We start from the raw sequence: 13090 nt of genomic DNA, 5'->3' as shown, positions 1-13090 counted from the left end.
GAGCTGCGTCTCTTGCAGGTTTTTTATTTAAACACTTTTGATTCTATACTGCTCCCATTCCCCGTGTAACAGCTCAAGTGTCAGATCACTCGTCTGCCTCACAACCAGGTCAGCACCAATCATCGACTGTTCTTGACCGACTCCAACCGCAAACATCCCTGCGGATTTGATTGCGGAAATGCCTGCTTCTGCGTCTTCTATTGCCGCGCAATCAGCCGGGGAAACATCGAGCAGCGCTGCAGCTGTTAAAAAGATTTCAGGATCGGGCTTCCCCTTCGCAAGAGCTGCCGGGTCAACAATGGCATCAAAATCATCAATAATTGCCAAATGTCTTAAAATCTCGGGGGCATTGCGGCTAGAGGATGCTAACCCGATTTTTATATTTTCGTTTTTTAATTGACATAGAAGCCTGCCGATCCCCGGCAAAAGATCTTCCGGCGTCAATTTGCTGATCAGCGTTTGATAATATTGATTCTTTTGATGCATGAGTTCTTGTTTCTCAGCATTTGTATACTTTTTTTCCGCTCCGCCAAAAATAAGTATCCTTTCAAGTGACGCTTCTCGGCTGATTCCTTTTAGCCTTTCATTCATGTCTCTGTCAAAGGGGATATCGATTTGTTCTGCGATGTGCTTCCAAGCAAGAAAATGATATTCAGCTGTATCTGTTATCACTCCGTCTAAATCAAAAGTGACAGCTCTCATATGCTAATGCCCATCACAGCTTCATAAGGTTTGAGGCTAATACTTTTCAAGTCAGCCGGCTCCTGCGGATAGTTCGAAATCAACACTTTCCAACGCTCATGAATCAGTTCCGGAGGCGCTTCGAACAGCGCCTTTTCTTCCGAAAAATTCACAACGACGAGAAGCTTTTCCCCTTGATATTCTCGGAGGTAAGAAAAAACTTGCGGATCATTTTCCTGCAGCAGCTGATAATCGCCATATATGATGATCTTATATTGCTTTCGTAATTGAATGAGCTTCTGATAGTAATAGAAAATGGAATCTTGATCTTCCAAGGACTCTTTCACATTGATAGCTTGATAGCGGGAATTTACCGGTATCCACGGGGCTCCGGCTGTGAATCCCGCATGTTTTCCGGCATCCCACTGCATCGGTGTTCTCGCATGGTCCCGTCCTTTTGTCATCACGGCTTTGAGAAACTCTTTTTCTGACATCGTTTTGTTTTCAACGACTAGCTCACGATATGCATTTTTTATTTCAAGATCGTCATACATCTCCAGCGGCATATCGCTGTTGACCATACCGATTTCTTCTCCTTGGTAAATAAACGGCGTTCCTTTCATGCCGTGCAGAACCGTTGCAAATGCCTTCGCACATTCCTTACGCAGCTTCCCGTCATTGCCCCAGCGGGAAATAACCCTCGGCTGATCATGGTTTTCAAAATACAGGGTATTCCAGCCGACATTCATTAACCCGGTCTGCCACCTTGTCATCGTCTTTTTTAAAGCAACCAAATCGAACGGTTTGATCTGCCATTTTCCATTTGGCGAGTTTTGTTCTGTATCAATATCCATATGTTCAAATGTAAAGATCATATTCAGCTCTTGCCTGCTTGCGTCTGTATATTTTTTCGCCTCTTCAATATCAGAGCCGTTTGCCTCTCCGACCGTCATGCAGTCGTAATGAGAAAGCACTTCCCTGTTCATCTCTTGAATAAACTCATGAAGACGGGGGCCGTTAGAATGATAACGGCCGACGATATAGCTGCGGGTGTGATCCGTTTCGTAGTCCGGAAAATCGGTGTGTTTGGAAATAGAACCGATCACATCCATTCGCCAGCCGTCAACGCCTTTATCCATCCAGAATCTCATTACATCATAAACTTTTCGGCGAACGGCATCATTTTCCCAATTTAAATCAGGCTGTTTTTTCGAAAAGTAGTGCAAATAATACTGTCCTGTCTCTTCATCGTAGGTCCACGCCGAGCCTGAAAAGATCGATCCCCAATTATTCGGCTCTGAGCCGTCCGGTTTAGGATCTTTCCAAAAATAATAATCCCGGTAAGGATTGTCCTTCGATTTGCGGCTTTCAGCAAACCAGGCATGCTCATCCGACGTGTGGTTCACAACCAAATCCATGACGATTTTCATTCCGCGTTTATGGACTTCATCTATCAGCTGAAACATATCTTCATTTGTCCCAAACTTTTCGTACATGTTTTTGTAGTCACTGATATCGTAGCCGTTGTCATCCTGCGGGGAATCAAACACCGGGGAGAGCCAGATGACATCCGCCCCGAGATTTTTGATGTAATCCAGCTTTTGAATCACACCTTGCAAATCTCCAAATCCATCTCCATTGGCATCATAAAAACTGCGCGGGTAAATTTGATAAACGACAGCTTCTTTCCACCATTCACTCATTAGGGATTCTCCTTTCACATCGTCCCTTTAGGACAACCGGTTCCTCATAAACTTTCATATGCAGCGGCTCGCCTTTTACAAGCTCAAACACGGCGCTCCTTTCGTCAACCGTCACATTGAGTAATCGGTTTCGATAATTGATGTTGAATGAATAGCCGTCCCATTCCTTCGGTAAAAACGGATGAAATGACAGCGTCTCATTCGCGGTGCGCATGCCCGCAAAACCGTGAACAATTGCCAGCCAGCTTCCCGTCATTGAAGTAATATGCAAGCCTTCTTCCGTATCATGATTGTAATTATCAAGATCAAGCCTTGCTGTGCGCTTATATAATTCGAGCGCTTTTTGTTCCAGCTTGAGTTCGGCTGCGAGAATCGCATGGACAGATGGCGATAGGCTTGATTCATGAACAGTCATCGGTTCATAAAATTCAAAGTGTCGCCGTTTTTCTTCCATTGTAAAACGGTCATTAAAAAAATACATGCCTTGGAGAACATCTGCCTGCTTAATAAAATTGGAGCGGAGAATTTTGTCCCATGACCAATTCTGATAAAGAGGCCGATCAGCTGGATCTAATTCATCAACTGTTTGCAGGTCTTTGTCCAAGAATGTGTCATGCTGAACGAAAATCTGCAGTTCTTCACTATACGGATAGTACATGTGCTGGATGATTTCTCTCCAGACGCTCAATTCTTCTTCCTGTATATCAAGAAGGCGGCGTTTCTCCGCTGAGATACTTTCGAGATTTTCTAATGTATACTCCAACGTCCAAGCCGCAATGACATTTGTATACCAATTGTTGTTAACGTTGTTTTCATATTCATTCGGCCCTGTGACGCCATGGATCATATACTTGTTTTTTCGTTTCGAGAAGTGAACGCGGTCGGCCCAGAATCTGCTGACTGCCACAAGAACGTCTATCCCATATTTCTCCATATAGCCGCGGTCGCCTGTATAATTGATATAATTGTAGATTGCATAGCAGATCGCGCCATTGCGGTGAATTTCTTCAAAGGTGATCTCCCATTCGTTGTGGCATTCATCCCCTGTGAACGTCACCATCGGATAAAGGGCCCCCTTCATCCCCAATTTTTCGGCGTTTCGTTTAGCAGGCTCCAACTGATGATAGCGGTACAAAAGCAGGTTTTTCGTCACCTCTGGCTCGGCTGTCGCCAAATACATCGGAACAGCGTAAGCCTCTGTGTCCCAATAGGCGGCACCTCCATATTTCTCGCCAGTAAATCCTTTCGGCCCGATATTCAAACGGGCATCGCCCCCGTAGTATGTCGAGAATAACTGAAAGATATTGTAGCGGATTCCTTGCTGAAGCTCCTCATCCCCTTTAATCTCAATGTCCGCTTTTGACCATCTTTCCTTCCATTGATCAGTGTGCCTCCGTTTTGCTTCTTCGTAACCGTTCTCAACAGCATTCGCCAAAAGCTCCTTAGCTTTCGTTAACAATTCTTCTTCCCGAAAATCACGGGAAGTCGTGACGATAATAAACTTTTTCAAAGATGCCTTCGTTTGGTAGCTGTAGCGATTCTCAACATACATCCCGGCTGTTTGAGAGCTTTCACTGACAAAGCCATCTGTCACGTTTGCCATTGCGGCTAAAACAGTAAAACGCGGTGTTCTAAATGGATTTTCGATCGTTTTTGCCGCTAAATAGCCGCTGTGGAAATCAGCCCCTTTCACTTCTTCCTGCCAAAACTGTTCTTGGTAGTTAGAATCTTCATTTGCCACATTTCCATCCAGGTATGGAACAAGCGTAATGACAGCATCTCCCGTCAAACACTCCGCTTCATAATGAATCGCGCAAAGTTCTTTTACAGCAAGGCTAAGAAATCGCTCCGAGCTGATTCTGACGGTTTTATCCTGAATGCGGACAACAGCGCTTCGCCGCAGAATCCCCTCTTTCATATTGAGTTCCACCTCAAATGATTCGATTGGATTTTGATAGAGATCAATTTTTTCACCGTCAACATATAAGCCTATGCCCATAAAGTTCATCGCATTGATTACTTTACCGAAATATTCCGGATACCCGTTTTTCCACCAGCCTACTCGCGTTTTGTCAGGGAACCACACGCCTGCAATATATGTGCCTTGGTGACTGTTGCCTGAATAGCCTTCTTCAAAGTTCCCTCTGACCCCCATATAGCCGTTGGCAAGAGACGTCAGGCTTTCCAGCAGCCGCATGTGCTCCTTTTGAAATGTATTTGTTTTGATTTTCCATTCATCAATCTCAAATAACCGCTGATTTATCATCATTTCCTCCCGAATGTAAGTTTCCATTATCACGGCGGGTTTTTGTCAAATATCTAAATGCCAAAGTGATCATTAAAGTGACGCCGCACGAATGGATCATCAATACAGTAATTAAGTCAAAATGAACCAGGCCGATAGCAGCTGCCGCAAATGCCGGCAGTGCTGAAGCGCAAATCGCTATAGATGCCGCTTCCTTGAATGACGCAATAGAGACCATGTTTGATCTTTTTGTGATCCAAAGGCCTCCGGCAAGAACAACCGTTACAAACAGCTGGATCATCAAAATCACCGCATATGCCAGGAGCATAATCATCGGCTTATACTGCGCCAACCACAATGTATCGATCAAAACCTCTACATCATGGGCGTTTGGATTCTCGAGCTTAACGTCCATTTTTGCATAGCCAACAGAAAACCCTGCTCCGTTTTGATCGGTCATTACCAGTCGATCAGGCTGAAATACGATGGCGTTGTCAAATCCCTTCACTTTCAATCGCCCATTTTCACCGCTTGTCTCATATTCATGCTTCATATCGACCGCCATCACATTCTGCCCATCTTCAATCCTCTCAGAGCTCTTCACGCCTGTTAGTTTTCCGTTTCTGATTTGAACACCTTGTAATTGATCAGCAAATGTATCATTCACCTTTTGAATCGCTGACGGCACGAAAGATGCAACGCTGAAACGATCCATTTTCAGAAACGAAACTGTCAACGGTGCCATCAAGGAGGCCGTTACAAACATAAAGAGAAAAGAGAGCTGCAGCCAGCTGAAGGTATTCCCCCAGCGGCAAACACCTGATGGAGATGCAACCGCCTTCAGGCAGCGGATGATAAAGCTTTTATTCTCCAGATTCTTCATTGAATTACCCCTTTGTTCCGCCGGCTGTCAAACCGGACACAAAGTTCTTTTGGAGAAAAAAGAATAGAACGCATATCGGCAGTGCGGCAAGGATGGCACCAGCCGCAAATAGAGCGACTTTTTGCTGCTGCGGATTTGAAATAAAGGACTGCAGCCCTACAGCAATGGTCAGCCTTTCCGGTGAGCGAAGCAAAAACTTTGCCAGCAAATAATCGCCAAACGGTGCCATAAACGCCCAAAGCGCTTGCACCGCGAGCATTGGCTTAACAAGCGGCAGAACGATCGAAGCGAAAATCCTCAGATGGCCCGCTCCGTCAATTCGCGCGGCTTCATCAATTTCTCTTGGCACAGTATCAAAATAACCTTTCATCAGCCACGTGTTCATCGGTATTCCGCCGCCGATATAGATGGCTGTCAAAAACCAGTATTGATCGAGTGCGCCTATCAGCATCGCCAAGACATAAAAAGCAGTCAGCGCTGCCATCGTTGGCACCATTTGAATGATTAAAAAGAATATCAGGCTCTTTTTTCTGCCTGCAAACCGATAGCGGCTGTACGAATACCCGGCAAGCGTCACGATTGTAACCTGCAAAACCATAACCGATAGCGCGATGACAAGTGTATTGCTGTACCAATTGAGATAAAGCGTTTCGTCAAATAGCCGCTTAAAATGATCCAATGTCCAAGCCCCCGAAAAATCGAGCTGAAAAGCCGCCGAATTCCCCACACGGAAGGCTGATGATGCCGTAATCAGCAACGGATATATAATGACAATACTTAAAAGCGTTAAAAACAAATACGTACAGATTCTACTAAGGAATCTGGCAGTTCTCGCGTTCACCTACATAACCTCCTCATTGCCAAAAGCATTCGATTTTTTGAAAGCAATCAGTGAAATTCCAATGACAATGAAAGAAATTAACAGTGTCACAGCCGCCGCAACAGAATATTGGGGTGATGTGCCTGTTGTCAGTTTATAAATCCACGAAATTAAGATATCGGTCGACCCGGCCCCGGCTCCCGCACTGCCTGGCCCTCCCTCATTAAATAAGTAGATGATCGAGAAATTATTGAAATTAAACGTATACTGAGTAATCATCACGGGTGCTGTCGCAAATAAAATCATCGGAAATGTAATATGCCGAAAACGCTGAATAAAAGTGGCCCCGTCAATCTTTGCCGCTTCATATAATTCACCTGGAATCGCCTGAAGCACTCCCGTTACCATGACATAAATATATGGAAAGCCGAGCCACGTCTGAATCATAATGAGGGCTGTCTTTGTCCAGAAAGGATCGGTCTTCCACGCGATCGCAGGCAGCTCAACAAACGGCAGATGATTGAATAGTGGAATCACCTGTGCATTCACCGCTCCTATGCTGTCGTTAAACATGTTGGAAAAACTCATGATTGTAATAAACGCCGGAACAGCCCATGGAAATAAGAAAATCATTCGAAATATCCGCTTGCCTTTGATAAAATCCTGATTGACGAAAAGGGCAGTCACAATACCTAAAATGATTTGCAGCGTTGTTGCGCAAATGGTCCAGATGACCGTCCAGCCGAGTACATTTACAAATGTTTCACGATAGGAGCCGAGGAAAAAAATATTCAAGAAATTCTTGAAACCGACCCAGTCAATCAGATGATTAGGCGGTATATGATAAAAATCATAGTTTGTACATGCAACAAACAGAGTCACCAAAACCGGAAAGATAATCACAAATACCATCATGATATATGCCGGCAGTGTAAAGAGATATGGAAACCCTTTATCACCCGCATAACTGAGCATATCCTTGGCCGATGTATTGATCTCCAAACCCGCCGCTTTCATTGCGGCGGTCTTACGCGAATCATGAATATTAAAGATATAGAACATGAGGAAAATCACCGTCACGATCAATTGCAGCGTGCCTTCAATCAGCATAAACAGCGAGTGGTCTTCACCGGCAACACTTCCCAATGTCATCAATCCGGTTAGCGCCTGAATACCGAAAACGCATAATTCAAAAGCAAACAAGCCTGTGATGGCAAGAAATAAGAGCCCCTTTGACAACTGCTGATTCGCAATCTGCCCAAGTCCTGGAATGATCGATAAAAGCCCTGCCTTTCGTTTTTGCTTTGCAAGTGTGTGATGTTTATTCATTTTTCCGCCCTCTATTCTCCGGACGCTATCCCGCCGTTTTATTTCACATACTTTTCTTTAATATTTTCCTTTATGGTGTTTACAGCATCATCCGCTGCTGTTTGTGTGGATTTTTTTCCTGAAGCTGCATCAAAAATCAAACTTTCCGCTCCTGTCCATACCTCAGCCATTTCTGGAATATTTGGAGTCGGCGTTGCTGTTTCATATTGTTTAATCACAGCTGACGTCAGTTCATTCTTTTGCTCATCAGCTTTCTTCCTTGCAGCAGTGTTGGCTGGAACTTCGTTTGTATCCTCATAAAAAGCGTAAGCATTGGCATCATTTGCAGCATACTCAATCCATTTTTCAGCCAACTCGGGTTCTTTTGTATATTTCGAGGCAACCCAGCCCTTCCCGCCGGCAAAAGGGGCGTATTCTTCTCCATTTGGCAATGTCGGAATGGGAGCTGCTCCGTAGTTCAATTTAGCTTCTTTATAGTTGGCAGCTGACCACGGTCCGCCAATGATCGCAGCCGCTTTGCCTTCTAAAAACATCTGCTGAATAAAGTCGTCTGCGCTTGAATTGTCTTGCATTCCTTTCGGCCAATAGGTTTTAAACCATTTCTCTGCATATTTCGCCGCTTCCACAGCCCCTTTGTTGTTCAGGCCGATGTCCCCGGAATCTGTGCCGTTTTTTCCAAATACATATCCGCCGTATCCAGCCAATAAGCCGTACGACATATAAAAGTCAGTCCATTTTGCTAAAAATCCGGTTGATTTTCCTTTTTCCGAAGCAAACGCGAATCGAGGATCCTCCATTAACTTTTCAAGGTCTTTAAATGTTTTGGGTGCTGTTTTTAAAAGATCTTTGTTGTAATACAAAATAAGTGTCTCAATGACTAGCGGCATTCCGTACACTTTGCCGTCAACTGTCACCTGCTGCATTTCTTTCTCTCCAAAGCTCTTTGTATGAGAGGGCTTAATGTCGAGCAAATGCCCCTGCTGTCCCAAACCGCCGATCCGGTCATATGCAGCAAGCATAACATCAGGCGCGTTACCCGCCGGGCCATCAAGAGGAAGCGCTTCCAACTGTTCGAACATTTGCTTTTCAACAATTTTGACTGTGACATCATTCTCTTTTTCAAACTTTGCTTTGATGCTTTCAATGTATTCTTTATACGTTTCCTCGACAGACACAGTCAGCACCTTTTTGCCATCAGCGCTTGCTGGATTTTTTGAACTTGAGCAGGCTGCAAGGCTGATTGCCAGAAATGATGCCGCCAATATGGCGAACCCCTTTTTAAAAAGAATCATCTCTTTTCCCCCTTCTATTTACGAAACTATAACAATTGTATTGTCCTGAAGAAAGCGGTTACAATAACTTTCGATTTGTTACCGATAACAGAATGTTATACTGGGGCGGCAGCACTCAAAATCAAAAATTCCCCCGGCTGAACGGCAATGACGTCGTGATGATGAAGCGGCTGCTCTGTCCATGCATCGCAGATTTTCTTATTCCTTTCAATATTCAATTCTCGTAAACTGACGTGTTGAACCGCATTCCCCTGATTAAAGAAATAAATCAGTATTTTTTCATCGAGAGTCCGCGAAAAGCTCATAAAATCATTTTTGTCATCCAGCAGATTCCACTCAAGATGTCCTTCAGTCAACAAAGTGTTTTCCTGCTTGCGTAAAGCAATTAACCGTTTCATAAATCGCAGCATGTCCTGGTTTTGCTTTTCCGTTTCCCAAACCATACATTTCCGGCATAATGGATCATTTTCGCCGTCCAGCCCGATTTCCGTTCCGTAATAGATGCATGGTGAGCCTGTCTGGGCAAACATAAAGGCCAGCAACGCGCGAGCTTTCTTCTCATCATTGCGGCATCTGGTCAAAAGGCGCTTTGTATCATGGCTATCCAGTAAATTAAACATCACCTCATTGGCCTGCTTCATCCCATTCATCAAATGTGCATTGACACGGTGGGCCATACGTGAGGCTGGGATCGTCTGGTCAGCAAAGTATTCATTCATAGGCTCTGTAAAAGGGTAGTTCATCACCGCATGAAATTCATCCCCTCTAAGCCAGGGTTCGGCAGAATGCCAGATCTCACCTAAAATATAAACATCAGGCTTTTCTGCTGATACAGCCTTCCTGAATGTCTTCCAAAAAACATGATCCACTTCATTTGCGACATCCAAACGCCAGCCGTCAATGTCAAATTCCCTAATCCAGTACAAAGCAATATCAAGCAAATATTTCTGCACCTCGGGATTCGCCGTGTTTAGCTTCGGCATATCAGCTGTAAAAGCAAACCTGTCATAATTGTCTTCTCTGACAGGAAAAGAGTGAATATGGAACCAGTCTTTATAGCGGGATTGAGCTCCGTTTTTGAGGACATCCTGCCATTGTGGAGACGCGCTTCCTATATGGTTAAAAACCGCATCTAGCATAATTCTCATCCCCCGCTGATGAAGCTGGCTGACCAATGTACGAAAAAGCTCGGGATCCCCAAAATGAGTATCAATAGAAAAGTAATCCAGCGTGTCGTATTTATGATTAGAAGGCGCGGAAAAGATCGGCGTCAGATAAATGCCGTTCACCCCTAAATCCTCTAAATAATCAAGCTTGTCAACAATCCCTTGCAAATCCCCTCCAAAAAAATCATTGACGTCCGGATCCTTGCTCCCCCACGGCAATGCATTCTTCGGTGACAAGTCTTCTCTTCCATTTGCAAAACGCTCCGGAAAAATTTGATACCAAACCGTTGACTTGACCCATTCAGGCGCTTGAAATGTATCAGCCTCGTGAACAAATGGAAATTTAAAATAATAATGGATCGTCTCCAATGTTTTTTCGTTATAAGGGCATACACCCGAGCTTCCGAAAAAGATGTCTTCATGATCGGCTGCTACAACAAACGCATATTGTAAACGCCTAAATGGCGGCACCACTTCAGCAAACCAATAGTCATGCACGTCTGTTGCGGCAATTTTCTTCATCGGCTGCTCGTTTGCCGACCAGCTGCCGTCGTTGTACTCATAGGGATCACCCCAAATGACGCGAATGTGATCTGCATCATCTTTTTTCGTCCGAATCTTGATATGCACTGTCCGCCCATCATAAGAATAAGCATCAGTACTGAATGGCTGATGGTGAATCGCTGCATATTCCATCATGTCTCCCCCTTTGATTTCTGTGTTATTGAAGCCGGCTCATAGTTTGAAAGTATCATGACGGAATAGCAGGAACAATCCTTTTCCCCCTGTTACCGATAACAGAATAAGGCGCTTACAGCGTTGATTCTCGTACAATTAACTCTGGTTCAAAAAATAGGCTTCCTTGAGCTGCACCGTCTTCATTCATTTTTTTCAGCAACATTTTCGCACAGGCTTCTCCCATTTCAACAACAGGCTGTCTGACCGTAGTCAACCGCGGTGAGGAGATGCGATCAAGAAACACACCGTCATTCCCGGTAACCGCCACATCTTCTGGAATTCGCTTTCCAAGCGATTGTGCCGCACGAATGACGCCGAGCGCGATTCGATCAGATGCGCAGACAAATGCCGCCTGATTGTCCATGGATGTCAGCAGTTCTCTTGCAAGGCCTTCACTTTTCGTAGAACTGTTGTCAACCCGAAACATATTCGTCTTTTTAAAGCTTTCATTCATTGCCCGTATATACCCCTGTTCTCTTGCACGTTCGAAAGGCTCATCTAAATCAATGCCAAAAAAGACCACCTCCCGCTCACTCAGCCCCATCACATGTCGGGTTGCCATAAAAGTGCCTTTCTCGTTATTCACATCGATAAAGTCATAGCCCATTTCATTTTGCCCGAATACGACGAGCGGCTTCTCAAACGCTTTTATTACACCTTCAAAATCAGTCCTTCTCAAGCCGGTGGCAATAATGCCGTCACATTGGCCAATATTGAGAGAATTTCTTGTCACAAGCTGGAGAGCATAGTGATTGCGATCCAGCTCCCTGCTGATTCCGGTCAGCAGGTTCATGTAATATGGTTCTGTCGTATCCATTTCCTCAAGAATCAATAGTTTCACAACCTGTGTTCTGTTTTGCACGAGCGCTCTTGCCGCATAATTAGGGATGTAATTCAGCTCTTTCATCGCAGAATGAACAAGCTTTTTCAATTCATCTGTCACCGTCTCAGGGTGATTGATCACTCGTGATACCGTCATTTTCGAAACATTAGCTTTTTTTGCCACATCTGACAACGTTGCCATTTTCATCCCCTCCTTATCTGTGCTTATTATCCAAACTAGTGAAAAAGTCCTCTATTACTGCTAAATATACAATACAGGCAAAAGAGAAATAAAAAAGAGATTTCCTTCAGGAAACCTCACATTGTTAAAAAACTCGATTTTTAATATCTGCCCGGCAATTAGACCAAATACGTCCTTCACGAGAAAGGCTCTTTTTTAAATTTCCGTCCACTTTTTCTCTAAAATCGGATAAGAATAATTTTGCATTTGCTCAATTAACTCATCCGGCCGTGACGAGCTGTGAATCAGTTTTAGGTGCGATTCGTTAGAAAACCCTTCTTGTATGCTGTATTTCACCATTTTCATCATCGGTTCAAAATATCCGTTTACATTGTACAGTCCGATTGGTTTTTGGTGGATGCCGATCTGTGCCCAGCAAAGCACTTCAAATAATTCTTCATATGTACCGAACCCTCCCGGCATTGAGATAAAGCCGTCCGCCAGCTCGCTCATTTTAGCCTTTCGTTCATGCATCCCGTTTACTTCAATCAGCTCAGTCAGGTTTTGATGAACAACCTCCCCGCTGAACAAACCGCTCGGCATGACCCCGATTGCAGTTCCGCCGTTTTCCATAATCGCTTCAGCAATCGTGCCCATCAAGCCTACGCGGGAGCCCCCATAGACAAGCCCGATTCCCTGCTCAGCCATGTACGTGCCAAGCTCTGCCGCTTTTCTTTTATACGCTTCATTTCCCCCTGGGTTTGACCCTGCAAATACACAAATGGTTTTCATCTTGTCATCTCCGCATCTATATATCGTGTTAAATATCCCGAAAGACACTATATATTGTCCCATCTTCATGTGATAATATCAATATGAAATACATAAAGAATGCAGGAGTGATGATGTTGCAGCTGGCTGATGCAGAAAAATGGATGAAAGAGTTTTACGAAAAAAGAGGCTGGACAGAATACGGGCCGTTTATTCGGGTCGGCTTTTTAATGGAGGAAGCCGGAGAACTGGCCCGGGCTGTGAGGGCGTATGAAATTGGCAGAGACCGGCCGGATGAGAAAGAATCGTCACGCGCCGAGAAAAAACAAGAATTGATCGAAGAAATGGGAGATGTCATCGGAAATATCGCCATTCTTGCTGATATGTATGGTGTCTCTTTAGAAGACGTCATGAAGGCCCACCAAGAAAAACTGACAAAACGATTTGAGCATGCATAAA

The 13090-nt window shown here is 44.4% G+C and carries 11 protein-coding genes; 1 reads left to right on the top strand and 10 read right to left on the bottom strand.

The features are described from left to right. Positions 1-27: 27 nt before the first annotated feature. The 10 genes from pgmB to NZD81_RS14730 form a co-directional block, all read right to left on the bottom strand. Positions 28-702, bottom strand: coding sequence for a beta-phosphoglucomutase (gene pgmB, locus NZD81_RS14775; protein ID WP_148343220.1), 675 nt, complete (start codon positions 700-702; stop codon positions 28-30). Then, the gene (gene malL / locus NZD81_RS14770; protein WP_282373602.1) at positions 699-2384 is read right to left on the bottom strand and encodes an oligo-1,6-glucosidase; all 1686 of its coding nucleotides are present in this window, start codon (positions 2382-2384) and stop codon (positions 699-701) included. Before malL ends, pgmB begins: the two co-directional genes overlap by 4 nt. Next, positions 2377-4650 carry a glycoside hydrolase family 65 protein gene (locus NZD81_RS14765; RefSeq protein WP_282373604.1) on the bottom strand — a complete coding sequence of 758 codons (2274 nt, stop codon included), beginning with the start codon at positions 4648-4650 and terminating at the stop codon, positions 2377-2379. The genes malL and NZD81_RS14765 overlap by 8 nt, the downstream gene beginning before the upstream one ends. Then, entirely contained in the window at positions 4628-5512 is an 885-nt protein-coding gene (locus NZD81_RS14760; RefSeq protein ID WP_282373605.1) for a DUF1189 domain-containing protein, read from the bottom strand. Before NZD81_RS14760 ends, NZD81_RS14765 begins: the two co-directional genes overlap by 23 nt. Positions 5513-5516: 4 nt before the next feature. Further along, entirely contained in the window at positions 5517-6353 is an 837-nt protein-coding gene (gene mdxG / locus NZD81_RS14755) for a maltodextrin ABC transporter permease MdxG (RefSeq protein WP_069838662.1), read from the bottom strand. Beyond that, complete coding sequence (gene mdxF, locus NZD81_RS14750) at positions 6354-7661, bottom strand: maltodextrin ABC transporter permease MdxF (RefSeq protein ID WP_040081736.1); 1308 nt, start codon at positions 7659-7661, stop codon at positions 6354-6356. Positions 7662-7699: 38 nt separating this feature from the next. Beyond that, positions 7700-8953, bottom strand: a complete 1254-nt coding sequence (gene mdxE, locus NZD81_RS14745) for a maltodextrin ABC transporter substrate-binding protein MdxE (protein WP_227099300.1) — start codon at positions 8951-8953, stop codon at positions 7700-7702. Positions 8954-9048: 95 nt separating this feature from the next. Beyond that, on the bottom strand, positions 9049-10818 hold the full coding sequence (gene mdxD / locus NZD81_RS14740; RefSeq protein WP_148343224.1) for a maltogenic alpha-amylase: 1770 nt from the start codon (positions 10816-10818) through the stop codon (positions 9049-9051). A 112-nt stretch (positions 10819-10930) separates the two neighbouring features. Then, a complete protein-coding gene (locus tag NZD81_RS14735) occupies positions 10931-11881 on the bottom strand; it encodes a LacI family DNA-binding transcriptional regulator (protein ID WP_282373616.1) in 951 nt (316 codons plus the stop codon). 195 nt (positions 11882-12076) lie between these two features. Continuing rightward, positions 12077-12652: an LOG family protein gene (locus NZD81_RS14730; protein WP_282373619.1), complete on the bottom strand. Its 576-nt coding sequence runs from the start codon at positions 12650-12652 to the stop codon at positions 12077-12079. A gap of 116 nt (positions 12653-12768) precedes the next feature. Between NZD81_RS14730 and NZD81_RS14725 the strand changes: the two genes are divergently transcribed. Beyond that, positions 12769-13089: a MazG nucleotide pyrophosphohydrolase domain-containing protein gene (locus NZD81_RS14725; RefSeq protein WP_040081731.1), complete on the top strand. Its 321-nt coding sequence runs from the start codon at positions 12769-12771 to the stop codon at positions 13087-13089. The last annotated feature ends 1 nt before the right edge of the window (position 13090 follow it).

This window comes from Bacillus sp. B.PNR1 (assembly GCF_030386235.1).
Taxonomy (GTDB): Bacteria; Bacillota; Bacilli; order Bacillales; family Bacillaceae; genus Bacillus; species Bacillus stercoris.
The sequence above is the reverse complement of the archived record's forward strand: the minus strand, read 5'-3'. Positions and strand labels throughout refer to the sequence as shown.